The 25,581-nt window shown below is 48.1% G+C and carries 22 protein-coding genes and 1 riboswitch; of the genes, 19 read left to right on the top strand and 3 right to left on the bottom strand.

The genetic code is table 11. The annotated features are described in order from the left end of the window. Window positions 1–72: 72 nt before the first annotated feature. Window positions 73–1,107, top strand: coding sequence for a phenylalanine--tRNA ligase subunit alpha (pheS, locus tag ABDB98_RS13100; RefSeq protein WP_016938647.1), 1,035 nt, complete (start codon window positions 73–75; stop codon window positions 1,105–1,107). Window positions 1,108–1,120: 13 nt separating this feature from the next. Further along, window positions 1,121–3,535 (top strand): phenylalanine--tRNA ligase subunit beta, encoded by a 2,415-nt coding sequence (pheT, locus tag ABDB98_RS13095; protein WP_438420351.1) that lies wholly within the window; start codon window positions 1,121–1,123, stop codon window positions 3,533–3,535. A gap of 34 nt (window positions 3,536–3,569) precedes the next feature. On the opposite strand, the gene rnhC is transcribed toward pheT, so the two are convergent. Then, entirely contained in the window at window positions 3,570–4,514 is a 945-nt protein-coding gene (gene rnhC, locus ABDB98_RS13090) for a ribonuclease HIII (protein ID WP_438420350.1), read from the bottom strand. 133 nt (window positions 4,515–4,647) lie between these two features. On the opposite strand from rnhC, the gene zapA reads away from it, so the two are divergent. The 5 genes from zapA to ABDB98_RS13065 all read left to right on the top strand — a co-directional run bounded on the left by zapA (window position 4,648) and on the right by ABDB98_RS13065 (window position 10,063). Continuing rightward, window positions 4,648–4,905, top strand: coding sequence for a cell division protein ZapA (zapA, locus tag ABDB98_RS13085; RefSeq protein WP_016938650.1), 258 nt, complete (start codon window positions 4,648–4,650; stop codon window positions 4,903–4,905). A gap of 7 nt (window positions 4,906–4,912) precedes the next feature. Next, window positions 4,913–5,446: a CvpA family protein gene (locus ABDB98_RS13080; RefSeq protein WP_438420349.1), complete on the top strand. Its 534-nt coding sequence runs from the start codon at window positions 4,913–4,915 to the stop codon at window positions 5,444–5,446. Window positions 5,447–5,551: 105 nt separating this feature from the next. Then, on the top strand, window positions 5,552–7,264 hold the full coding sequence (gene polX, locus ABDB98_RS13075; protein ID WP_438420348.1) for a DNA polymerase/3'-5' exonuclease PolX: 1,713 nt from the start codon (window positions 5,552–5,554) through the stop codon (window positions 7,262–7,264). A gap of 20 nt (window positions 7,265–7,284) precedes the next feature. Then, window positions 7,285–9,642 carry an endonuclease MutS2 gene (locus ABDB98_RS13070; protein ID WP_060964606.1) on the top strand — a complete coding sequence of 786 codons (2,358 nt, stop codon included), beginning with the start codon at window positions 7,285–7,287 and terminating at the stop codon, window positions 9,640–9,642. 16 nt (window positions 9,643–9,658) lie between these two features. Continuing rightward, the gene (locus ABDB98_RS13065) at window positions 9,659–10,063 is read left to right on the top strand and encodes a DUF350 domain-containing protein (RefSeq protein WP_003152541.1); all 405 of its coding nucleotides are present in this window, start codon (window positions 9,659–9,661) and stop codon (window positions 10,061–10,063) included. Window positions 10,064–10,201: 138 nt separating this feature from the next. Here ABDB98_RS13065 and ABDB98_RS13060 read toward each other — a convergent pair whose 3' ends face one another. Then, window positions 10,202–10,879: a DUF2711 family protein gene (locus ABDB98_RS13060; RefSeq protein ID WP_438420347.1), complete on the bottom strand. Its 678-nt coding sequence runs from the start codon at window positions 10,877–10,879 to the stop codon at window positions 10,202–10,204. 103 nt (window positions 10,880–10,982) lie between these two features. Here ABDB98_RS13060 and ABDB98_RS13055 point away from each other — a divergent pair, with 103 nt between their 5' ends. From ABDB98_RS13055 to ABDB98_RS13015, 9 genes are all read left to right on the top strand, one after another. Further along, window positions 10,983–12,671, top strand: a complete 1,689-nt coding sequence (locus ABDB98_RS13055; protein WP_438420346.1) for an AMP-binding protein — start codon at window positions 10,983–10,985, stop codon at window positions 12,669–12,671. Between the two features lie 88 nt (window positions 12,672–12,759). After that, window positions 12,760–13,344 (top strand): TetR/AcrR family transcriptional regulator, encoded by a 585-nt coding sequence (locus ABDB98_RS13050; RefSeq protein ID WP_438422147.1) that lies wholly within the window; start codon window positions 12,760–12,762, stop codon window positions 13,342–13,344. Between the two features lie 13 nt (window positions 13,345–13,357). Then, the gene (locus ABDB98_RS13045; RefSeq protein WP_316098343.1) at window positions 13,358–14,137 is read left to right on the top strand and encodes an enoyl-CoA hydratase; all 780 of its coding nucleotides are present in this window, start codon (window positions 13,358–13,360) and stop codon (window positions 14,135–14,137) included. Window positions 14,138–14,150: 13 nt separating this feature from the next. Further along, window positions 14,151–14,924, top strand: coding sequence for an electron transfer flavoprotein subunit beta/FixA family protein (locus tag ABDB98_RS13040; RefSeq protein ID WP_060964609.1), 774 nt, complete (start codon window positions 14,151–14,153; stop codon window positions 14,922–14,924). Window positions 14,925–14,955: 31 nt separating this feature from the next. Further along, window positions 14,956–15,933, top strand: coding sequence for an electron transfer flavoprotein subunit alpha/FixB family protein (locus tag ABDB98_RS13035; protein ID WP_438420345.1), 978 nt, complete (start codon window positions 14,956–14,958; stop codon window positions 15,931–15,933). A gap of 212 nt (window positions 15,934–16,145) precedes the next feature. Then, window positions 16,146–17,636, top strand: a complete 1,491-nt coding sequence (locus ABDB98_RS13030) for an alpha-N-arabinofuranosidase (RefSeq protein WP_438420344.1) — start codon at window positions 16,146–16,148, stop codon at window positions 17,634–17,636. Between the two features lie 152 nt (window positions 17,637–17,788). Continuing rightward, window positions 17,789–18,103, top strand: coding sequence for a thioredoxin (gene trxA / locus ABDB98_RS13025; RefSeq protein ID WP_003152560.1), 315 nt, complete (start codon window positions 17,789–17,791; stop codon window positions 18,101–18,103). 147 nt (window positions 18,104–18,250) lie between these two features. Further along, complete coding sequence (uvrC, locus tag ABDB98_RS13020; protein WP_016938660.1) at window positions 18,251–20,023, top strand: excinuclease ABC subunit UvrC; 1,773 nt, start codon at window positions 18,251–18,253, stop codon at window positions 20,021–20,023. Between the two features lie 61 nt (window positions 20,024–20,084). Continuing rightward, a riboswitch (Lysine riboswitch) is annotated at window positions 20,085–20,263 on the top strand. 125 nt (window positions 20,264–20,388) lie between these two features. Continuing rightward, window positions 20,389–21,618, top strand: coding sequence for an aspartate kinase (locus ABDB98_RS13015; RefSeq protein WP_438420343.1), 1,230 nt, complete (start codon window positions 20,389–20,391; stop codon window positions 21,616–21,618). A gap of 47 nt (window positions 21,619–21,665) precedes the next feature. Here ABDB98_RS13015 and ABDB98_RS13010 read toward each other — a convergent pair whose 3' ends face one another. Further along, complete coding sequence (locus tag ABDB98_RS13010) at window positions 21,666–22,112, bottom strand: YslB family protein (RefSeq protein ID WP_016938662.1); 447 nt, start codon at window positions 22,110–22,112, stop codon at window positions 21,666–21,668. A gap of 296 nt (window positions 22,113–22,408) precedes the next feature. Here ABDB98_RS13010 and sdhC point away from each other — a divergent pair, with 296 nt between their 5' ends. From sdhC to sdhB, 3 genes are read left to right on the top strand one after another with little or no spacing between them, the layout of a single operon-like run. After that, window positions 22,409–23,017 carry a succinate dehydrogenase cytochrome B558 gene (sdhC, locus tag ABDB98_RS13005; RefSeq protein ID WP_003152571.1) on the top strand — a complete coding sequence of 203 codons (609 nt, stop codon included), beginning with the start codon at window positions 22,409–22,411 and terminating at the stop codon, window positions 23,015–23,017. 33 nt (window positions 23,018–23,050) lie between these two features. After that, a complete protein-coding gene (sdhA, locus tag ABDB98_RS13000) occupies window positions 23,051–24,811 on the top strand; it encodes a succinate dehydrogenase flavoprotein subunit (RefSeq protein ID WP_438420342.1) in 1,761 nt (586 codons plus the stop codon). Window positions 24,812–24,813: 2 nt separating this feature from the next. Further along, window positions 24,814–25,572 (top strand): succinate dehydrogenase iron-sulfur subunit, encoded by a 759-nt coding sequence (gene sdhB / locus ABDB98_RS12995; RefSeq protein ID WP_045925255.1) that lies wholly within the window; start codon window positions 24,814–24,816, stop codon window positions 25,570–25,572. Window positions 25,573–25,581 lie beyond the last annotated feature (9 nt).

Raw genomic sequence — 25,581 nt, 5'->3', positions numbered from 1 at the left:
TCAAGGGGCGGGTTTTTTTGTTTTCTGAAAAAGGCATAGAACGGTTTGGTTTACATAAAAGGAGGATGCATGATGGAAGAGAAGCTTAAACAGCTCGAACTGGAAGCTGCAGAAAAAGTTGAAGCGGCAGGTTCATTAAAAGAAGTTAACGACATTCGGGTGCAATATCTCGGAAAAAAAGGGCCGATTACAGAAGTTCTCCGCGGCATGGGCAAACTGTCCGCCGAAGAACGCCCGAAAATGGGAGCGCTCGCCAATGAAGTGAGAGAGCGCATTGCAGCAGCCATTACGGCGAAAAATGAACAGCTTGAACAAGAAGAGATGAATAAAAAACTCAGCAGCCAGACGATTGACGTCACATTGCCGGGCAGTCAGGTAAACATCGGCGGGCGCCATCCGCTGACGGTCGTTATTGAAGAAATTGAAGATTTATTTATCGGCATGGGGTATACCATCGAAGAAGGCCCTGAAGTGGAAACGGATTATTACAACTTTGAGGCGCTGAATCTGCCGAAGGAGCACCCGGCCCGCGACATGCAGGACAGCTTTTACATTACAGAAGAAATGCTGATGAGAACGCAGACGTCACCGGTGCAGACGCGCACGATGGAAAAGCATAAAGGCAAAGGCCCCGTCAAAATCATTTGTCCCGGAAAAGTGTATCGCCGCGACAACGATGACGCGACACATTCCCACCAGTTCATGCAGATTGAAGGTCTCGTCGTGGATCGCAAAATCAGCATGAGCGATCTGAAAGGCACGCTTGAATTGGTCGCCAAAAAAATGTTCGGCCAAGACCGTGAAATCAGGCTCCGTCCGAGCTTTTTCCCATTCACTGAACCTTCTGTCGAGGTGGATGTGACCTGCTTTAAGTGCGGCGGACAAGGCTGTTCCGTCTGCAAAAAAACGGGCTGGATCGAAATTCTCGGCGCCGGCATGATTCACCCGAACGTGCTGAAAATGGCCGGATTCAATCCTGAGGAATACCAGGGCTTTGCTTTCGGAATGGGTGTGGAACGGATCGCAATGCTGAAATACGGCATTGAAGATATCCGCCATTTCTATACCAATGATGTCAGATTCATTTCGCAGTTTAAACAGGCGTAAGAGGAGGATACACATGTTTGTTTCATATAAATGGTTAGAAGATTACGTTGACTTGCAGGGAATCGACCCGGCCGTGCTTGCAGAAAAAATTACGAGAGCCGGTATTGAAGTTGAGGGTATCGAGTATAAAGGGGAAGGCGTAAAAGGCGTTGTCATCGGACACGTGCTTGAGCGTGAACAGCACCCGAATGCCGACAAACTCAACAAATGCCTTGTCGATATCGGTGCGGAGGAACCCGTTCAGATTATCTGCGGCGCCCCGAATGTTGATAAAGGACAGAAGGTTGCCGTTGCAACAGTCGGCGCCGTTCTTCCCGGCAATTTCAAAATTAAAAAAGCCAAGCTGCGCGGCGAAGCGTCTCACGGCATGATCTGTTCTCTCCAGGAGCTCGGCATTGAAAGCAAGCTCGTGGCGAAAGAATATGCGGAAGGCATTTTCGTGTTTCCGAATGATGCTGAAACAGGAGCTGACGCAATGGCAGCCCTTCAGCTTGATGATGCGATTTTAGAATTGGGCTTAACGCCGAACCGCGCCGACGCGATGAACATGCTTGGCGTGGCTTATGAAGTTGCGGCTATTCTCGGCACCGAGGTAAAGCTTCCGGAGACTTCATATGAAAAAGCGGCAGAAAAAGCGGCGGACGCTGTTTCCGTCAAAATTGAAGATACGCAGGCCAATCCGCATTATGCCGCAAAAATCATTAAAAACGTCAAAATCGGCCCGTCTCCGCTGTGGATGCAGACGAAGCTGATGAATGCAGGCATCCGCCCGCACAATAACGTCGTGGACATTACAAACTTCGTCCTGCTTGAGTACGGCCAGCCGCTTCACGCTTTCGATTACGACCGGTTCGGTTCAAAAGAGGTCGTCGTCAGAAAAGCGGCGGAAAACGAAACCATCGTGACGCTGGATGAACAGGAGCGCAAGCTGTCAAGCAGCCATTTGGTCATCACAAACGGAAAAAAAGCGCAAGCCGTTGCGGGAGTCATGGGCGGAGCTGAATCTGAAGTCCGTGAAGACACTACCGCGATTTTACTGGAAGCCGCTTATTTCGACGGACAGACCGTCCGCAAAGCGTCGAGAGACCTCGGGCTGAGAAGCGAAGCGAGCGCCAGATATGAAAAAGGCATTGACCCGGCACGCGTTCTGCTGGCGGCTGAACGGGCCTGCAGTCTCATTCAGGCATATGCCGGCGGAGAAGTGCTCTCAGGCACGGTTGAAGAAAACCATCTGAAAATCGAAGCGAACAACATTCATGTATCTGTTGAAAAAGTGAACGCCGTGCTCGGCATGACAATCACTAAAGAAGAAATCATCAGCATTTACAAGCGCCTCGGTTTTGCAGTCGGTGAAGCAAAAGACGTTCTCGTCGTAACGGTGCCGTCGCGCCGCGGAGATATTAAAATCGAAGAAGACCTGATTGAAGAAGCGGCGAGATTGTACGGGTATGACAATATTCCGTCCACGCTTCCGGAAACGGCCGGCACGACAGGCGGCTTGACCCCGTATCAGGCAAAACGCCGGAAAGTGAGACGTTTCCTTGAAGGAGCGGGTCTTTCACAAGCGACCACATATTCATTGACGAATGATAAAAAAGCGGCCGCTTTTGCGATCGAAAAATCATTCAATACGATGCTTGCTCTGCCGATGAGCGAAGAAAGAAGCATTCTCAGACACAGCCTCGTGCCGAATCTGCTTGAAGCCGTTTCATACAATCTGGCCAGACAGACTGATTCCGTTGCTTTATACGAAACGGGTTCTGTATTTCTGACGAAGGAAGAAAACACAAAACCGGTTGAAAAAGAACGGGTTGCCGGAGCCGTAACCGGATTATGGCGCAAAAACCTATGGCAGGGTGAGAAAAAGCCGGTAGATTTCTTCGTTGTTAAAGGAATCGTTGAAGGCCTGCTGCATCAGTTGAATGTGTCAGACCGGATTGAATTTGTCCAGTCAGAACGCAAAAACATGCATCCCGGCCGGACCGCAAACATTCTATTGAACGGCTCACTTGCCGGATTTATCGGACAGGTGCACCCGGCAATGGAAAAAGAGCTGGATATCAAAGAAACGTATGTGTTCGAGCTTGATCTGCACGCGCTTCTGACCGAGGAAACAGAACCTGTCGTGTACACGGCGATTCCGAAGTACCCGTCCGTCACGCGCGACATTGCGCTTGTTGCAGATAAAACCGTCACAAGCGGACAGCTCGAAGCCGTGATCAAGGAAGCCGGCGGCGCGCTATTGAAAGAAGTCACTGTATTTGATGTGTACGAAGGTGAGCATATGGAAGAGGGCAAAAAATCCGTCGCCTTCTCGCTTCAATATGTCAACCCTGAACAAACATTGACAGAAGAAGAAGTGACAAAAGTCCACGAAAACGTGCTGAAAGCGCTGGAAGAAACGTATCAGGCCGTATTAAGAGGATAAAGAAAAAGCTTGCAGATCACTCTGCAAGCTTTTTTTATTGTGGCCGTTTCCTTTCAACAAGGCGCTTTGCCTTTTGCGTATTGGCAAAATGCAGTTTAGTGAACGTTCTGAGCGCATCTTCTCCTTTATTGATGATCAGCTTGGCGGCAGCTTCATCGACGTGCGGCCCCGCGCCTTTCGGAATCGTCATCCCGGCTTCCCGGGAAAGCTTATCCATTTCAATTAAGAAAGAATACCGCGCGATGATAGAGGCTGCGGCGACGGAAAGATGTATGCCTTCCGCCTTCGTGCTGAAAAACGTTTTTTCTTTTACGATATCCCGCCCGGAAAGATGCTTAAAATAAATGCCGGGCTCTGCAAATTGGTCAATCAGAATCGCTTCCGGTTTGACGCCGTTCATTTTCCTCAGCAGATTGGAAATCGCCTGATTATGAAGGAGCGCTTTCATTTTCCCCTGGCTCATGCCTTTTTCCTGCATCTGATTGTATTTTTCATTCTTTAACACAAGCAGGCTGTAAGGAATGGTTTTAATTAACAGTTTGGCGATTTCAATAATCTGCGGATCTTTTAAATCTTTCGAATCCTTCACGCCCAGTTCTTTCATTAAAGAAAGCTTTGTTTTGTCGGCGTAGGCGCAGGCAACTGTTATCGGCCCGAAGTAATCGCCTGTTCCGACCTCATCTGAGCCGATTACCGACATGGACGCAATGCCCGCCGGGGGAGCGTAGAGCGGGTCGGCCGCTTTTTTGACGGTTTTCTTTGCTTTCGGCGCCTCAGCCGTTCCCCAGCGGGCCGCTTCTGTGCCGGCGTTTTTTCCTTGAAACAGAACCTTGCCCGAACGGTAGGCTGTAATGGTACAGCCCGGCGGCTTAGCCTGGAAGACGGCGCCCTGCGGAACGGCCGGAGTAAGGGAGCCGGCATAGGATTGTTTCATTTGTTCTATAGCGGAAGCGGATACTTTTATAACAGAATGGGACACGATATAATCTCCTTTTTTGGCACTTTTCACTGTATATACCAGTGTATCATAACAGCCTGAGGCTCGTCTTTCCATTCAATCGATAATCGTGGTATGATAGGAACTAGGATTCTCGCGGAATGGAGGAGAAACGTTGTCTGACGGCAAAAAAACCAAAACGACAGTAAACATTTACGGCCAGCACTTCACCATTATCGGGGAAGAAAGCAAAGCGCACATGCGTCATGTGGCCGGAATGGTTGATGATAAAATGAGAGAAATCAACGAGAAAAATCCATATCTTGATATAAATAAGCTCGCTGTTTTGACTGCGGTCAATGTCGTGCATGATTATATGAAACTGCAAGAAAAATATGAATTACTGGAGCGGCAGCTTAAAGAAAAGGAATGAACACCATATGATAGATATCATCATCTTAGTTTTGCTCTTGATGGGCACATTGCTTGGATTGAAAAGAGGATTTATCCTCCAATTTATATATTTAACGAGTTTCATCCTCTCGATTGCGTTTGCGGCGCTTTTTTACAAAAACCTGGCCCCGCATTTAAGTTTTATACCCGCGCCTGATTTTTCCGGCGGGCAGGCGGCTCTTTCTTTTATTAAAGGAAACGTAGAGACGGCTTATTACAACGCGATCGCGTTTGTCATTTTGTTTATCATTGCAAAGATTCTGCTTCGGATTATCGGAGCGGCGCTTAATATCATCGCAAGCATTCCGGTCATTAAACAGATCAACAAACTGCTTGGCGGGGTGCTCGGGTTTGTGGAAGTCTATTTATTTGCGTTTATCCTGTTATACGTCGCATCCGTACTGCCGGTAAGCGCGCTTCAGGATATGCTCGCACAATCGACGCTTGCAAATATCATCACGCATCATACGCCGTATCTGTCTGGGCTCCTGCAAGAACTGTGGGCCCAGTACGGGGCATAAAAAACTTCTCTTGACCGGAGAAGTTTTTTTCAAGCTCTGCGTCAGTTGTGCCGGAGAAGAAAAATTTGTATGATGAAAAGCAGGAAACGACTGGGGGTTAACAGTATGCATAAAAAAGATATCATCAGGCTGCTTGAAACGATTGCGGTCTATATGGAATTGAAAGGGGACAACCCGTTTAAAATATCAGCCTTCCGAAAAGCGGCAGCGGCGCTTGAGCAGGATGACCGCAGCCTGTCGGAAATCGATGACATGATGTCTTTATCCGGAATTGGAAAAGGCACCTACGGCGTCATTCGTGAATATATGCAGGAAGGTGTGTCCAGCACGCTTCTCCAATTGCAGAAAGAAGTCCCGGAAGGCTTGGTTCCTCTTTTGAAGCTTCCGGGCCTCGGAGGCAAAAAAATCGCCAAGCTGTATCAGGAGCTTGGCGTTCATGACGCGGAATCGCTGAAAGAAGCATGCGAGCAGCAAAAGGTGCAAGGGCTCGCCGGTTTCGGAAAAAAAACGGAGGAGAAAATCCTTCAGGCTCTCGGAGAAGCCGGAAAACAGCCGGAACGTTTTCCGATCGGCTATGCGCTCAGCATTGCTTCAGTCATTGAAGAACATTTGGCCCGGCTGACGGATATTCAGAAATATTCCCGGGCCGGCAGTCTCAGAAGAGCGCGGGAGACTGTAAAAGATCTCGATTACATTATTGCTACAGATCATCCGGAGGCTGTCAGAAATCAGCTTCTGTCCCTGCCGAACGTAAAAGACGTGATAGCGAGCGGGGATACAAAGGTATCAGTTATCCTGACCTTTGAATATGAGACGAGTGTGGATTTCAGGCTTGTGACAGAGGAGCAGTTTGCGACCACACTGCATCATTTTACCGGCTCTAAAGATCACAACATTAAGATGCGCCAGCTGGCGAAAGAGCGCGGCGAACGGATCAGCGAATACGGGGTAGAAACCATAGAAACGGGAGAAGTCAAAACTTTTCCGAGTGAAGAAGCCTTTTACGCCCACTTCGGTCTGCCGTTTATTCCTCCGGAGCTCAGAGAAAGCGGGCAGGAGGTCGACACGTACCTGGAAGAAACAGACCTTGTGGAGCAAAAAGCGATAAAAGGCGATCTCCACATGCACTCAGCCTGGAGTGACGGCGCTTTTTCCATCAGGGAAATGGCAGAAGCGTGTATGGCAAAAGGCTATCAGTACATGGCGATCACCGACCATTCCCAATATTTAAAGGTAGCCAACGGGTTAACGGCCGAGCGGCTCAGAAAACAAGCGGAAGAAATTGACGCGTTAAACACTGAGTTTGAAAACTTTCATATTTTTAAAGGTGTAGAAATGGACATTCTTCCCGACGGTTCGCTTGATTACGATGACAGTGTTCTGTCTGAAATGGATCTTGTCATCGCATCTATTCATTCAAGTTTCAGCCAGCCGGAGCATGTCATTATGAAACGGCTTGAACAGGCGCTGACGAATAAGCACGTGGACATTATCGCCCACCCGACGGGCCGCCTGATCGGCAGACGGGCCGGCTATGAAGTCGACATCGACATGCTGATTGAGCTCGCAGCCAAAACAAATACGGCGCTTGAGCTGAATGCAAACCCCGCGCGCCTCGATTTACGGACTGAGCATCTGATCAAAGCAAACGAAAAAGGCGTGACTTTGGTCATTAATACGGATGCCCATAATATAGAGATGCTCGATGACATGAAAACGGGCGTGACCGCTGCGCGCAAAGGCTGGACTGAAACAAAGCATGTGTTAAACGCCCGGCCGTTACATGAGGTCAAAGCATTTCTGACACGCAATGATTAAGTAAGGAGGACCATAAAACCGTGCAGCAAAAAGTGTTATCATCACTTGAATTTCATAAAGTAAAAGAACAGATTACCGCTCATGCCGCCTCATCGCTCGGCCGGGAAAAGCTTCTGCAGCTGAAGCCTTTGACGGATCTCGCCGACATCCAAAAACAGCTGGATGAAGTCGAAGAAGCATCCGCGGTCATGCGCTTAAGAGGCCATGCTCCGTTCGGCGGGCTGACCGATATAAGATCGGCTTTGCGGCGGGCGGAAATCGGCAGCGTGCTGACTCCGGCGGAATTTACCGAATTGTCCGGGCTGCTGTATGCCGTTAAACAAATGAAGCACTTTATCAGCCAAATGACAGAAGACGGCGTCAGCATTCCGCTGATACAGGCCCATGCTGAAGAACTGATTACATTGGGCGATTTGGAAAGGGAGATTAACTCCTGCATTGATGATCACGGCGAAGTGCTTGATCATGCATCTCCCGCCCTAAGAGGAATCCGGACGCAGCTCAGGACGCTTGAATCAAGAGTGAGAGACCGGCTTGAATCGATGCTGCGTTCATCTTCCGCTTCAAAAATGCTGTCTGACACCATCGTTACGATCCGGAATGACCGCTTTGTCATTCCGGTCAAACAGGAATACAGATCAAGCTACGGCGGAATCGTGCATGATACATCTTCATCCGGTGCGACGCTTTTTATTGAACCGCAGGCGATCGTAGATATGAACAACTCGCTTCAGCAGGCGAAGGTAAAAGAAAAACAGGAAATCGAACGGATTCTCCGGATGCTGACGGAGCATACGGCTGAACACACACATGAAATCGCTAAAAATGTAGAAGTGCTGCAGACATTGGATTTCATTTTCGCCAAAGCGAGATACGCAAAAGCGATGAAGGCGACAAAACCATTCATGAACGGAGACGGCTTTATCCGTCTCAAAAAAGCGCGCCATCCGCTGCTGCCCCAAGATCAAGTCGTCGCCAACGATATTGAACTGGGCGGAGATTATTCAACGATCGTCATCACGGGCCCGAATACGGGCGGTAAAACCGTTACGTTAAAAACACTCGGGCTGCTGACGATAATGGCGCAGGCAGGATTGCACATACCGGCTGATGAGGGATCGGAAGCCGCCGTATTTGACAATGTGTTTGCCGATATCGGCGATGAACAGTCGATCGAACAAAGTCTGAGTACGTTTTCATCCCACATGGTCAATATCGTCAGTATTTTAAAAGAAGTGTCTGAAAACAGTCTTGTGCTGTTTGATGAACTCGGTGCCGGAACAGACCCGCAGGAAGGGGCGGCGCTTGCCATGAGCATTCTTGACGAAGTCCACCGGACAAACGCCAGAGTGCTTGCGACAACCCATTATCCGGAACTGAAAGCATACGGATATAACCGGCAAGGCGTCATGAATGCCAGCGTTGAATTTGACATTGAAACACTTTCGCCTACCTATAGGCTCCTGATTGGAGTACCGGGCCGAAGCAACGCATTTGAGATTTCAAGACGCCTCGGTCTGCCGGAGCATATCATCGGCCAGGCGAAGTCAGAAATGACCGCCGAACACAACGAAGTCGATCTGATGATCGCATCGCTTGAAAAAAGCAAAAAAAGAGCGGATGAAGAGCTTTCTGAAACCGAATCAATCAGAAAAGAAGCAGAAAAACTGCACAAAGAGCTTCAGCAGCAAATCATTGAGCTGAACGCCCAAAAAGATAAAATGATGGAAGAAGCCGAACAAAAAGCGGCGGAAAAACTGGAGGCCGCTGCAAATGAAGCCGAACAGATCATCCGCGAGCTCCGGTCCATCAAGCAAGAACACAGATCCTTTAAGGAACACGAGCTGATTGATGCCAAAAAACGTCTCGGAGACGCGATGCCGGCTTTTGAAAAATCAAAGCAGCCGGAAAGAAAAACAGAGAAAAAACGCGAGCTGAAGCCGGGCGACGAAGTAAAGGTGCTCACATTCGGACAAAAAGGGGCGCTGCTTGAAAAAACCGGCGAGAAAGAATGGAACGTCCAAATCGGCATCCTCAAAATGAAGGTGAAGGAAAAAGATCTCGAGTTTCTCAAATCGGCTCCTGAACCGAAAAAAGAAAAAGCAATCACCGCCGTAAAAGGGAAGGATTATCACGTATCCCTTGAACTTGACCTCAGGGGAGAGCGTTACGAAAATGCCCTCAGCCGCGTCGAAAAATATTTAGATGACGCGGTGCTTGCCGGCTATCCGAGAGTGTCCATCATTCACGGAAAAGGCACGGGCGCCCTCCGCAAAGGGGTGCAGGATCTTCTGAAAAACCACCGCAGCGTGAAAAGCTCGCGGTTCGGGGAAGCGGGAGAAGGAGGATCAGGCGTAACGATTGTCGAACTAAAATAAAAAGGGAGAAAACGTCATGAATGCTTTTTGGGAAAATGAGCTTGTTGAAATCGCGGCTTATTACAGTGTGGCCGTCTTGTGTCTCGTCATTTTTCTGACCGTGTTTGAATTGGTGACATCCTATAAAAACTGGGTGGAAATTCAAAAAGGCAATCTTGCGGTGGCGATGGCGACCGGAGGGAAAATTCTCGGTATCGCGAATGTCTTTCAGCACAGCATCGCTCAGCATAATTCGCTTTTGCAAATGATCGGCTGGGGCGTATACGGATTTATTATGCTTTTAATCAGCTATTTTATCTTTGAATTTCTGACGCCCCGGTTTAAAATTGATAAAGAAATTGAAAAAGATAACAGAGCTGTCGGCTTTATTTCATTTGTCATCTCAGTCGGCCTGTCATTTGTGGTGGCCGCCGGGATTTAAGGGGACGGGGAAAAATGGAGAAGCTTGCGAAAGTGCTGCTGTCGGCAGCGGGAATTTTTCTGTTCATCGGACTTATTTATCTGGTCATCACATTTTAATACGGAAAAAAGGCTGCCGAATTGAAATCGGCAGTCTTTTTTATTGAGAATACCAATTGATGCACATCGTATTAGAGCAAATGACGGCTTCCCAATTCATGGCGCGGATAACAGACTGCATGTCTTGGTCCTCCATGAGAAAGAGTGTTGTGAAAGAATCGTACATACTCATAAAAGCCGCGCGCCGCTTTACATCAGCAATCATCATGTCAGCCTGCAGCAGTCCGCATACATCCGAAGGCGACGTTCGCTTGAGCGAAAATAGGCCTTCCGCTTCGATCGGCTCATAAAAAGTGCAGCGCTCAATGCCTTTTGAACGAAACACGTCCAAGAGTCCCGGTATTAAAAATGGCGAAGTGACATCATCGCTCGGCAAGTACAGATCGGGATGATGAAGCCGTTTTAACAGCTCGGCGGATTCAGGCTGTGCATATTCATCCCGAAGTGCCATGACAGCGGTCATCAGCGCAAGCGCGGTCTCTTTTTCAGAGCGCAGTCCGCAGACGGTCATGGCGGTTTTCCAGGAAACGGGTCTGCCCATCGCAAGGATTTCTTCATCACTCGGATAAATATGCTCAAAAGGCCGCTTGCGCTTTTGCGCTTCCCACCCATCCGGCATTCGGACAAAGGGATGAAGCAAAAAGGCGGCTGAAGTAAACGGCTTCGGCAGCTGGCACAGGATAGGAACTCCCTCTTCAAAATGCAGTGTTTCCAGCAAACTCAACACCTCCTGAACTCGAAAATAACATGAAACGCTTTCCAATTCCAATCAGCCTTCTGCTATAATAATAGCGTATAGGAAAACAGAAGGGAGAGGTTTTATGCAGTCCGAAAAGCCATGGCTTTCTCAATATCCCGAAGAGATTCCGCATGAGCTTGAATTTACCGGTCAAACCCTGCCATCCAATCTGACAAACTCCGCAGCTCAATTCCCGAACCATACCGCTATTTATTTTCTCGGAAAAAAACTCACATTCCAAGACGTTCTCACAGATTCATTAAAGCTAGCCGCTTTTTTACGTAAAACAGGCCTGAAAAAAGGCGACAGAGCCGCCATTATGCTGCCCAATTGTCCGCAGTCGGTCATCGCATTTTACGGCGTATTGTTTGCCGGGGGCATAGTCGTTCAGACCAATCCTCTCTACACGGAACACGAGCTTGAGTATCAGCTGCAAGACAGTTCGCCGCGCGTGATCATCACCCTCGATATGCTGTTTCCGAAGGTGATAAAAATGAAAACGTTGTCAATCGTTGAACGCATTATTACAACCAGTATCAAAGACTTTTTGCCGTTTCCGAAAAATATGCTTTATACACTCACGCAAAAAAAACAGGTGCATATCGATTATGACGGACATGAACAGATTCACAGCTTAGCGGACATTTTAAAAAATGAAAAAGCGGAGAAGGCGGAGGAATTTGATATTGATCCTGAGCATGACATCGCCGTGCTTCAATACACGGGCGGAACAACCGGCTATCCGAAAGGCGTCATGCTCACGCACAAAAACATTCAGGCCAATACAGAAATGGGCGCCGCCTGGATGTACAAAATGAAAAAGGGAGCCGAAAAAGTGCTCGGCATCGTACCTTTTTTTCATGTGTACGGATTAACCGCCGTGCTGAATTTCTCCATCATGCAGGGGTGTGAAATGATTCTGCTTCCTAAATTCAATCCCTTGGATACCCTGAAAACAATCGACAGGCAAAAGCCGACAGTTTTTCCGGGAGCTCCGACGATTTACATCGGGCTATTGCATCATCCGGAACTGAATAAATATGATTTGTCCTCCATAAAAAGCTGTCCGAGCGGTTCAGCGGCGCTGCCGGTCGAAGTCAAACAGAAATTTGAAAAAGTGACCGGCGGAAAGCTTGTGGAAGGCTACGGATTATCCGAAGCATCACCGGTGACCCATTCAAATTTCATCTGGGGAAAAAATAAGCCCGGCAGTATCGGCTGTCCCTGGCCCAATACCGACGCCGGAATCTATTCAGAAGAAAAAGGCGGGCTTGCGGAGCCGTATGAACACGGCGAGCTGATCGTAAAAGGCCCGCAGGTTATGAAAGGTTATTGGAACAGGCAGGAGGAGACGGCCCGGGTCATCAGAGACGGCTGGCTGTTTACCGGTGACATGGGATATATGGATGAGGAAGGATTTTTCTACATCGCCGACAGGAAAAAAGACATCATCATTGCCGGGGGATACAACATTTACCCTCGTGAGGTGGAAGAGGCGCTATATGAGCATGAAGCCGTTCAGGAAATCGTCGTAGCGGGCGTGCCTGATTCCTACAGAGGGGAGACGGTGAAAGCATTTGTCGTTTTGAAAAAAGGCGCCGAAGCGGATGCCGATGAGCTTGATGCGTTTGCAAGAGAGCGGCTTGCGCCGTACAAAGTCCCGAAGCTGTACGAATTCAGAAAAGAGCTTCCGAAAACGGCCGTCGGAAAGATATTAAGAAGGCGTCTGGTCGAAGAGGAAGACGCTTCCCATGAAAACAAGGTGCCTTAAAAGAAAAACTTGACAAAATCGGGAATCCTTTTTATCATGAAGTTATGAATGAATAGTCATTCATTTATTGAAGGAAGGAACGATGACATTGAACCAAAAACGGCCAAAGTATATGCAGATCATTGATGCAGCAGTAGAAGTCATAGCGGAAAACGGCTATCACCAATCACAGGTGTCCAAAATCGCCAAGCAGGCCGGCGTTGCGGACGGCACCATCTATTTATATTTCAAAAACAAAGAGGATATACTCATTTCTCTTTTTAAAGAAAAGATGGGCCAGTTCATTGAACGCATGGAAGAAGAAGTGAAAGAAAGAACGACGGCAAAAGAAAAACTCGCCCTCGTCATTAAGCAGCACTTCACACTGCTTGGCAATGACCGCCATCTCGCGATTGTGACCCAGCTTGAGCTCAGACAGTCGAATATCAAGCTGCGCCTGAAAATCAATGATATTTTAAAAGGTTATTTAAACATGCTGGACACCATTTTGACCGAAGGAATCGAGTCGGGCGAATGGAAAGACAATCTCGACGTCCGCCTCGCCCGGCAGATGATATTCGGGACGATAGATGAAACAGTGACAACATGGGTGATGAACGATCAGAAATATAATCTTCCGGATTTGTCAGACAAGGTATTGGAACTGTTGGTGTCAGGGATTCATCAAAACTAAAGGGGGTTGACGGATGAACAGCCTTTCAGTGGCGGTTGAACAATCTGTCGCAGTGATCACCATCAATCATCAGCCGGCCAACGCGCTGTCCGGTGCGGTTTTAGCTGAATTATCCGGTCTGTTCGACCGGTATGAAACAGATGACAGCGTCAGAAGCATCATCATTCGCGGTGAGGGGAAATTTTTTTCGGCGGGCGCTGATATAAAGGAATTTACGTCGCTTGATGATCTTGAGCAATCTTCTGCCATGGCGGATAAAGGCCAGCAGCTGATGGAAAGAATTGAAGGGTTTCCGAAGCCCGTTATCGCGGCGATTCACGGCGCTGCGCTCGGCGGCGGTCTGGAGCTTGCCATGGCCTGCCATATCAGAATCGCCACATTGGATGCAAAGCTCGGCCTGCCCGAGCTGAATCTCGGCATTATTCCGGGCTTTGCCGGGACGCAGCGCCTGCCCCGGTACGTCGGCACGGCGAAAGCGCTTGAGATGATCGGCACTTCAGAACCTGTGACCGGAGAAGAAGCGCTCAGCCTCGGGCTTGTCACAATAGGCGCCGAAAATGAAGAGGAGCTGCTGGAAAAGGCGAAAACGCTAGCGGGCAAGTTTGCGGAAAAAAGCCCGCAGTCGATGGCTTCCCTGCTTGAGCTTCTTTATTCAAACAAAGTCTATTCTTATGACGGCGGCTTAAAGCTCGAAGCAAAGCGCTTTGGGGAAGCATTTGCATCAGAAGACGCAAAAGAAGGCATTCAGGCATTTCTCGAAAAAAGAAAGCCTCAATTCGGTGGGCGAAGATAAAGGGGATAAGAATATGAATCTATTTGTACTGATGAAACGGACGTTTGACACAGAAGAGAAAATCGTCATTGAAGCAGGAAAGATTCAGGAGGACGGAGCCGAGTTTATCATTAATCCGTATGATGAATACGCCATTGAAGAAGCCATTCAGCTGAAAGAAGAGCATGGCGGAACCGTTACCGCCGTAACCGTCGGCGGAGAAGACGCGGAGAAAGAACTGCGCACCGCTCTTGCGATGGGGTGCGACCAGGCGGTATTAATCAATATTGAGGATGACCTGAGCGATCCCGACCAATACTCCATTTCCACGATCTTATATCACTATTTCAAGGACCGGGAATATGATCTGATTCTCGGCGGAAATGTCGCGATCGACGGCGGTTCCGGCCAAGTGGCGCCAAGACTGGCCGAACTGCTGAACATTCCTTGCGTCACCACGATTACAAAACTGACAATCAGCGGCGATGAAGCTGTGGCAGAGAAAGACAACGAAGGGGATACCGAGGTCATTAAAACCTCACTTCCTTTAGTCATCACGGCACAGCAAGGCTTAAACGAGCCGCGCTATCCGTCGCTTCCGGGCATTATGAAGGCGAAGAAAAAACCGCTGGAAGAGCTTGAGCTCGATGACCTCGGAATTGATGAGGATGATGCTGCACCGAAGCTCAAAACGATCGAACGGTTCCTGCCGCCGCAAAAAGAAGCGGGCAAACTGATCGAAGGAGAAGCCGCTGAGCAGGCGAAGGAGCTTGTCTCACTGCTGAGAAAAGAAGCCAAAGTCGTATAAACCGATATTAAAGAAACTGGGGGATGTCAGAATGGGAAAAAAAGTGATCGTACTCGGGGAAATTCGTGACGGCGCCTTACGGAACGTCACCTTTGAAGCCATAGCCGCAGGCAAAACCATTTCCGGCGGAGGAGATGTCATCGGCGTGCTGTTGGGAAAAGGCGCGGCTGATGCAGCATCAGAACTCATTCAGTACGGCGCCGATAAAGTATTTACGGCCGATGCACCGGGGCTTTCTCAGTATACGGCGGACGGATACGCCGCGGTTCTCGGGAATCTGATCGAAAATGAAAAGCCCGATGCGGTTATTTTCGGCCATACTTCTATGGGAAAAGATTTGTCACCGAAGCTTGCGGCACGGTTTGAAACGGGGTTGATTTCAGACAGCACGGATGTAAGCGTTACCGGAGACAACATCGTTTTTACAAGACCGATCTATTCCGGCAAAGCCTTTGAACAGGTGATTTCAACAGATCCTTTCATCTTGGCGACAATCCGTCCGAATAACATTCAGGCATTAGAAAGAGATGCAAGCCGCTCGGGTGATATTGAAGAGCTTGCGGTCCCGCCGGCAGATTTGCGGACGGTCATTGAAGAAGTAGTTAAAAAAACAGCGGACGGCGTGGATTTATCAGAAGCGAAAATCATCGTTGCGGGCGGCCGCGGTGTAAAAAGCAAAGATGGGTTTGAACCGTTAAAAGAACTTGCCGAAGTGCTGGGAGCAGCGGTGGGCGCTTCGCGCGGCGCGTGTGACGCGGACTATTGCGACTATTCTCTTCAAATCGGCCAGACGGGGAAAGTCGTTACACCGGATTTGTATATTGCCTGCGGGATTTCCGGAGCGATTCAGCACTTGGCGGGGATGTCAAACAGTAAAGTGATCGTTGCCATCAACAAAGACCCGGAAGCGGAAATATTCAAAATAGCGGACTACGGAATTGTCGGCGATTTGTTCGAAGTGGTTCCGCTCCTGACCCAGGAATTTAAAAAGGCCAATATTCATTCATAACCAAAACCCTCTGGCTTCATTTGTCAGAGGGTTTTGGTTTGTGATGATTGGTTCGTATAAATTATCTATTGTCAAAATAATAGATTGACATGTACGAACCAATATAATAAGCTTTCTGTAAAGCGCTTACATAATTATCCTTTCAGCATATATCCCAGATACATAGATTGGCTGTAGTGCTTTCATTCTTATTAAGAAAGGAATGATCAAGTATGTCTCACAATACGGCAGTCATTCAAACGGATATCACACGGGGAACCATTAACAAAAACATATACGGACATTTCGCGGAACACTTAGGAAGAGGCATATATGAGGGCATCTGGGTCGGAAAAGATTCCGATATTCCGAATACCGGCGGAATCAGGACGGATGTCGCCTCCGCCCTCAAACAGCTCCAGATTCCCGTTCTCAGATGGCCCGGCGGCTGTTTTGCTGATGAATATCATTGGGCAAACGGCGTAGGGGAACGAAAAACCATGCTGAATACCCATTGGGGCGGAACGATTGATTCAAACGAATTCGGCACGCACGAATTTATGATGCTTTGTGAACTGCTCGGCTGCGAACCGTACATCGCCGGAAACGTCGGCAGCGGGACGGTTAAGGAAATGGCTGATTGGATTGAATACATGACGTTTGAAGCGGGCACGCCGATGTCCGACTGGAGAAAGGAAAACGGGCGGGAAAAACCGTGGAAGCTGAAATATTTCGGTATAGGAAATGAGAACTGGGGCTGCGGCGGAAACATGAATCCTGAGTATTACGCCGATCTTTATCGGAACTTTCAAACCTATGTCCGCAATTACAGCGGGAACGAAATCTATAAAATTGCCGGCGGTGCGAATGTCGACGATTACCGCTGGACAGAAACATTAATGAAAAAAGCCGCTGATCTCATGGACGGGCTGAGCCTGCATTATTACACAATACCGGGCGACTTTTGGAAGGGAAAAGGATCAGCGACGGAGTTTACGGAAGATGAATGGTTCATCACGATGAAAAAGGCGGCCCATATGAATGAATTGATTACAAGGCACAGCGCCATTATGGATCAATACGATCCGGAAAAAAGAGTCGGTCTGATCATTGATGAATGGGGGACGTGGCTTGACCCTGAGCCTGGCACGAATCCAGGCTTTCTGTATCAGCAGAACACGATTCGCGACGCACTTGTCGCCGCCACGCATTTTCACATTTTTCATCAGCACGCAGACCGTGTGCAGATGGCCAATATCGCGCAAACCGTCAACGTGCTTCAGGCAATGATCCTGACAGAAGGGAAAAATATGCTGCTGACGCCGACATATCATGTATTTGATATGTTTAAGGTTCACCAAGATGCTGCTCTTTTAGCCGCAGAAACAAAAGCGGCCGAATACGAATGGAAAGACGGCAGGCTCCCGCAAGTCAGTATTTCCGCCTCCAAACAGCAAAACGGAGACATCCATATCAGCATGTGCAATATCGATCATCTGCATAAAGCTGACGTGAAGATTGAACTGCGGGGGATGAAAAAGACAGGGAAGCCTTCGGGAACGATTCTGCATGCTGAAAAAATGAATGCCCACAATACATTCAGCAGCCCTGAAAACGTCAAACCGAAGCCGTTTTCCGGGTTTACGCAGAAGGGCGGAAACCTGGAGGCGGAGCTTCCTCCGATGGCGGTTGTATTAATCACGCTGCCGGCGGGTCCATCTTAAGTTTTGAACGCCTGCTGACCGGTTATCATACATTCTATAAATAAGATTATTTTCGGCGGGTTCGGGAGAAAATAATATAAGCATTAAATTAGCATGAACGAATGGGAGATGCTATACTAAAAATCATCATTTGACAATTGGAGGAATAACAAATGGCTATCGTAAAAGCAACTGATCAATCGTTCTCAGCTGAAACAAGTGAAGGTGTCGTATTAGCTGATTTCTGGGCTCCTTGGTGCGGACCTTGTAAAATGATCGCGCCCGTTCTTGAAGAGCTTGATCAAGAAATGGGAGACAAACTGAAAATCGTCAAAATCGACGTGGATGAAAACCAAGAAACTGCCGGTAAATACGGCGTCATGAGCATCCCGACACTTCTTGTGTTAAAAGACGGAGAAGTGGTTGAAACATCTGTCGGCTTCAAACCGAAAGAAGCCCTTGAAGAGCTTGTAAACAAACATCTGTAAGCCGAAAGTTTCCATTACGGCTGCGGCAGGGCGATTCCTTTAAAAGGGATCGCCTTTTTTGATCTTCCAAAAGCTGAGAATGGAGAAAAACAAATGTTCGTGATACACTGAATGGACACAAGAAATGAATGTAAGGAAGGGTAACGTATGAATAAACAACTGAAAGAAAAGCTGGCCCTCCTTCCCGATCAGCCGGGCTGTTATCTAATGAAAGACCGTCAAAAAACAGTCATCTACGTGGGGAAAGCGAAAGTGCTGAAAAACAGGGTGAGATCCTATTTCACCGGTTCTCACGATGCAAAAACCCAAAGGCTTGTGACGGAGATTGAGGACTTTGAATATATCGTGACTTCCTCCAATCTTGAAGCGCTTATTTTGGAAATGAATCTGATTAAAAAATACGATCCGAAATACAATGTCATGCTGAAAGATGATAAAACCTATCCCTTTATTAAAATCACCCATGAACGCCATCCGCGGCTTATTGTCACCCGCAATGTCAAAAAAGACAAAGGGCGCTATTTCGGCCCGTACCCGAATGTACAGGCGGCGCGGGAAACGAAAAAACTGCTGGACCGCCTTTATCCGCTCAGGAAGTGCTCAAATCTTCCGGACCGCGTCTGTCTCTATTACCATCTCGGACAATGCCTCGCTCCATGTGTAAAGGATATTTCTGAGGAGACAAACCGCGAGCTTGTGGAAGACATCACCCGCTTTTTAAAGGGAGGGCATAACGAGGTCAAAAAAGAGCTTGAAGAGAAAATGGCAGAGGCGGCGGAAAAGCTTGAATTTGAACGGGCTAAAGAATTCCGCGATCAGCTTGCTTACATCGAATCGACGATGGAAAAGCAGAAAATGACCATGAATGACCTTCTGGACCGCGATGTGTTCGCTTATGCGTACGATAAAGGCTGGATGTGCGTTCAAGTCTTTTTCATACGCCAAGGAAAGCTGATCGAACGCGATGTCAGCATGTTTCCGATGTACCAGGAAGCGGATGAAGAATTTCTGACCTTCATCGGCCAGTTCTATTCGAAAAACAATCACTTTCTGCCCAAGGAAATTCTGGTGCCTGACAGCGTTGACAGGGACATGATCAGCGAGCTTTTGGAAACCGCCGTGCATCAGCCGAAAAAAGGCCCGAAAAAAGAACTGCTTCTGCTTGCGCACAAAAACGCGAAAATCGCCCTGAGGGAAAAGTTCTCATTAATCGAGCGGGATGAGGAACGGTCAATCGGTGCAGCCGAACGGCTCGGCGAAGCATTGAACATTTACACGCCGCACCGGATTGAAGCGTTTGACAACTCCAATATTCAAGGCACAAACCCTGTATCGGCCATGATTGTCTTTATTGACGGAAAACCGAATAAAAAGGAATACCGCAAATATAAAATCAAAACCGTAACAGGGCCTGACGATTACGGATCAATGAGAGAAGTCGTCAGAAGAAGATATTCGAGGGTGCTCCGCGAAAATCTCCCGCTGCCGGATTTAATCATCATTGACGGCGGAAAAGGGCAGATTAACGCGGCGCGCGACGTGCTTGAGAATGAGCTCGGCCTTGATGTCCCGGTAGCGGGATTGGCGAAAGATGACAAACACCGAACATCCAACCTTCTGATCGGCGACCCGCTTGAACCGGTATTTCTGGAGCGGAACAGCCAGGAATTTTACCTGCTTCAGCGCATTCAGGATGAAGTTCACCGTTTTGCGATCAGCTTTCACAGACAGATCCGGGGAAAAAGCGCCTTTCAATCCGTATTGGATGATATCCCGGGGATCGGCGAAAAACGCAAAAAAATGCTCTTAAAGCATTTCGGTTCTGTCAAAAAGATGAAGGAAGCAAGTCTTGACGATATCAAAAAAGCCGGTGTGCCGGCTGCGGCCGCTCAGCTGCTGTTTGAAAAATTGAAAAAATAGTATTGTGCTTTTCTGAAAAGTCTGCTAGAATGTGAACTAATTTCATAAGATCGTGTTATATGGTGAAGATAGAGGTGCGAACTTCAATAGTATGCCTTTGGAGAATGATGGATTCTGCGAAAAAGGCTGAAAGGGGAGTTCGCCGAAGTGAAACACATCCCATCGGTGTGCTTTGCTGGCTTTGCATTAAATAAATGTAAAGCTGTCAAGAATTCATTTTCTTGGAGGGCTATCTCGTTGTTCATAATCAATCGTAATGATATGAAAAAGCAATGAGAGCTATTCCTCTCATTGCTTTTTTTATTGTGGACACAACGCTCTTTTCTCCTCACCCGCACGAACCAAAATGTAAAGGGTGGTCTAGTATGGGTCTTATCGTACAAAAATTCGGAGGCACTTCCGTCGGCTCTGCCGAAAAAATTCAAAATGCCGCAAATCGCGCCATTGCTGAAAAGAAAAAAGGACATGACGTCGTAGTCGTCGTTTCGGCAATGGGAAAATCAACCGACGCGCTCGTTAATCTGGCGGCGGAAATGACATCTGAGCCAAGCAGACGCGAGATGGATATGCTTCTGTCTACGGGAGAGCAGGTCACGATTTCGCTTTTGGCCATGGCGCTTCAAGAAAAAGGATATGACGCCGTCTCTTATACGGGCTGGCAGGCGGGTGTCCGCACGGAGGCTGTCCACGGCAATGCGAGAATTACGGATATTGATATCACCGCAATTCAGGCGCAGCTTGCAGAAGGCAGGATTACAGTTGTCGCCGGTTTCCAGGGAGTAACCGAAGACGGCGGCATCACGACGCTCGGACGGGGCGGTTCCGATACGACGGCGGTCGCTCTTGCCGCAGCTTTAAAAGCGGATAAATGCGACATTTACACGGATGTTCCGGGCGTGTTTACGACAGATCCGCGGTACGTCCGGTCAGCGAGAAAACTGGCGGGAATTTCTTACGATGAAATGCTGGAGCTTGCAAATCTCGGAGCGGGTGTTCTGCACCCGCGGGCGGTTGAGTTTGCGAAAAACTACCAAGTGCCTTTGGAAGTGCGGTCAAGCACGGAACATGAAGCTGGAACATTAATTGAGGAGGAATCATCAATGGAGCAGAATTTAATCGTCAGAGGAATTGCATTTGAAGACCAGATTACAAGGGTGTCCGTCACGGGCCTGACAAGCGGGCTGACAACACTTTCAACGATCTTCACCGCGCTGGCGAAACGAAACATCAACGTTGACATCATTATTCAGACACAAGCGGACAATGGGGAAGCAGACATTTCTTTCTCAGTGAAAACGGAAGATTCCGCGCAAACGGTCGCTGTGCTTGAAGAATATAAAAACGCGCTTGACTATGAAAAAATTGAAACTGAAAGAAAGCTGGCGAAAGTATCCATTGTCGGATCAGGCATGGTCTCTAATCCCGGCGTCGCCGCGGACATGTTTGCCGTACTGGCGGAAAAAAATGTACAAGTCAAAATGGTCAGCACATCTGAAATAAAAGTATCAGCGGTTGTCAGTGACAATGATATGGTGAAAGCAGTCGAAGCGCTTCATGATGCGTTTGAGCTTTCTAAACAGCCGTCTGCCGTATAAACGGGCAGGCAAAAAGGCGGGACTTTTAAGTCACCGCCTTTTTTCAATTATACAGGGTCCTTCATATCCCATTTCACGGTCAGGACGACTTTATCCGCTCTCTTTTTGACCTGTTCATAAGATTCTGCAATCTGATCGTTCATCAATTGAATCTGTTCGGCTATAAAACCGGCTTCAAGCTGAAAACACGGCTCTTTCTGGTGTTTGAGCCTGCTGGAAACGAGCGGTCCTTCCAGTTCAAATTCCAGCTCTTGCTTTTTTGATCCTGTATTTGTCAAAGTTCCCCAGCCGGCTTTTTCAAAAAAGGCGGGGATTTCTTCCCATGATTGAAGAGGAAATTTGCGGGCGAGGCGTTTCCCCGCCCAATACATCATGGATGAATGCTCCGGGCCGAGGATATCCGGAAGCACGATTTCCCGGATTAATTCGTAGCCGTATGCGCTGACGCCGAGTTCAGTTAAAGGTTCTAAAGCTGCTTCATAATTATTCTTCATATTATGTATTCCCCTCTCTCCTTCGTTTATTATAGCTTAAACAGGGGGGAGGATTACAGGATGATCCTATAAAACACGTGAAAAAAAGTGAAAAAGGTATTGCAGGAAAATAAAATTTTCACGTCAAATAATCAATTCCGAAAATTATAATTTATGTACACGTTTTCTTGACGCCCTTTTGAGGGAGGAGTAAAATGAAATTGTCAATAAATTTTAATAAAGTGCTTACAATTGAAACGAAGTGGGGGCAGAGATTTTAGCACATTTCGCACTTAAATCAAACAGGGGGTAAAGTAATGTCTGGGAACAGAGAGTTTTATTTTCGAAGATTGCATTCCTTGCTCGGTGTGATTCCGGTCGGCATCTTTTTGATCCAGCATTTAGTCGTCAACCAATTTGCCGCAAGGGGAGCGGATGCGTTTAACAAGGCGGCCGGCTTTATGGACAGTCTGCCGTTCAGGTATGCGTTAGAAATTTTTATTATTTTCTTACCTTTAATTTATCATGCGGTTTACGGTGTGTACATAGCATTTACTGCGAAAAACAACGCTGGCCACTACAGCTATTTCAGAAACTGGATGTTTGTGCTTCAGCGTGTCACCGGTATTCTCACCCTTATTTTCGTCAGCTGGCATGTGTGGCAGACGCGGATTGCCGCACAGATGGGCGCTGAAGTCAACTTCGATATGATGGCGAATATTCTGAGCTCGCCGTTTATGCTCGGATTTTACATTGTAGGCGTTTTATCAGTTATTTTTCACTTTTCAAACGGCTTATGGTCTTTTGCGGTCACATGGGGGATCACGGTCACGCCGCGTTCTCAAAGAATTTCGACTTACGTTACGCTGATTATATTTTTAGCGCTTTCATACGTGGGTCTAAAAGCGATTTTTGCGTTTGTGTAAGAGAACTAGATTACTAGAGGGAGAGGGGCTATCATGAGTCAATCAAGCATTATCGTAGTCGGCGGGGGTCTTGCCGGCCTCATGGCGACAATTAAAGCAGCGGAATCAGGTACGGCCGTTAAATTGTTTTCCATCGTTCCGGTCAAACGCTCTCACTCGGTCTGCGCGCAGGGCGGGATAAACGGAGCTGTCAACACAAAAGGGGAAGGAGACTCTCCGTTTGAGCATTTTGATGACACGGTTTACGGAGGCGACTTTTTAGCAAACCAGCCGCCTGTAAAAGCGATGTGTGAAGCGGCGCCGTCCATTATCCACTTATTGGACCGCATGGGGGTTATGTTTAACAGAACGCCGGAAGGGCTCTTGGACTTCCGCCGTTTCGGGGGTACACAGCATCACAGAACAGCATACGCGGGAGCGACGACGGGTCAGCAGCTTCTTTACGCACTGGACGAGCAGGTGCGCAGATATGAAGTGGCGGGTCTCGTCACAAAATACGAAGGCTGGGAATTCCTCGGCGCCGTTCTTGACGATGAGCACACGTGCCGCGGTATCGTAGCCCAAAATCTGACCAATATGCAAATCGAGTCATTCCGTTCTGACGCTGTTATTATGGCGACGGGAGGACCCGGAATTGTATTCGGCAAATCAACAAACAGCATGATCAACACGGGATCTGCCGCATCAATCGTTTATCAGCAGGGCGCTTACTACGCTAACGGAGAATTTATTCAAATTCACCCGACTGCCATTCCCGGAGACGATAAACTCCGTCTGATGAGTGAATCGGCGCGCGGCGAGGGCGGAAGAGTCTGGACGTATAAAGACGGAAAACCTTGGTACTTCCTTGAGGAAAAATATCCGGCTTACGGAAACCTTGTGCCGCGGGATATTGCGACACGCGAAATCTTTGACGTGTGCGTGAACCAGAAGCTCGGCATCAATGGAGAAAACATGGTGTATCTCGATCTTTCGCACAAAGATCCGAAAGAGCTTGACGTTAAGCTCGGCGGCATTATCGAAATCTATGAAAAATTCATGGGAGATGACCCGCGCAAGCTTCCGATGAAAATTTTCCCTGCCGTTCACTATTCAATGGGCGGCCTGTGGGTCGATTATGATCAGATGACAAGCATCCGCGGACTGTTCGCGGCGGGTGAATGTGATTATTCAATGCACGGAGGAAACCGTTTAGGGGCAAACTCTCTGCTTTCCGCCATTTACGGAGGAATGGTTGCCGGTCCGAATGCGGTGAAATATGTTTCCGGACTTGAAACATCAGCTGAAGATCTGTCTTCTTCATTATTTGATTCCTACGTGAAAAAAGAAGAAGAAAAATGGGCAGACATCATGAAGATGGACGGCGATGAAAATGCCTACGTGCTTCACCGTGAACTCGGAGAATGGATGACGGCCAACGTAACGGTGGTCCGCCACAATGACAAGCTTTTGAAAACGGATGATAAAATCCAAGAGCTGATGGAACGCTTTAAGAAAATCAATATTAATGATACGACAAAATGGAGCAACCAAGGGGCGATGTTCACCCGCCAGTTCTCCAATATGCTTCAGCTTGCCAGAGTCATCACGCTCGGCGCATATAACCGAAATGAAAGCCGGGGAGCGCACTATAAACCGGATTTCCCTGAAAGAAATGACGATGAGTGGCTCAAAACGACAATGGCTAAACATGCCGGTCCGTTTGAAGCTCCGGAATTTGAATATCAGGATGTCGATGTATCACTGATTGCGCCCCGTAAACGCGACTACTCGAAGAAGAAGGTGGCGAAATAATCATGAGTGAGAAAAAGATACGGTTTATCATTACACGTCAGGATACGCCTGAAAGCGCGCCATACGATGAAGAATTTGAAATCAATTACCGCCCGAATCTGAACGTAATTTCCGCCTTGATGGAAATCCGCAGAAATCCCGTGAATGCAAAAGGGGAGAAAACTACTCCGGTCGCATGGGACATGAACTGTCTCGAGGAAGTATGCGGCGCCTGCTCCATGGTCATCAACGGCAGACCGCGCCAGTCATGCACGGCGCTGATTGATAAGCTGGAACAGCCGATCCGTCTGAAGCCGATGAAAACATTCCCGGTTGTCCGTGACCTTCAGGTTGACCGCAGCAGAATGTTTGATTCACTGAAAAAAGTGAAAGCATGGGTGCCGATAGACGGGACTTACGACTTGGGACCGGGACCGAGAATGCCGGAAAAACGCCGCCAGTGGGCATATGAGTTGTCTAAATGCATGACCTGCGGCGTCTGCCTTGAAGCCTGCCCTAATGTCAACAGCAAATCGAAGTTCATGGGGCCTGCCCCGATGTCGCAAGTGCGTCTATTTAACGCCCATCCGACGGGCGCGATGAACAAGTCAGAACGTTTAGAAGCTTTAATGACAGACGGCGGTCTCGGAGATTGCGGGAATTCACAAAACTGTGTTCAATCCTGCCCGAAAGGCATTCCGCTCACGACTTCAATCGCTGCTTTGAACAGAGATACCAACTTACAAGCATTCCGCAATTTCTTCGGAAGCGACAGAGTATAAGATATAGAA

The sequence above is a fragment of the Bacillus siamensis genome (genome assembly GCF_051628075.1).
In the GTDB taxonomy this organism is placed as follows: Bacteria; Bacillota; Bacilli; order Bacillales; family Bacillaceae; genus Bacillus; species Bacillus siamensis.
This window is presented reverse-complemented; position numbering and strand designations above follow the sequence as displayed.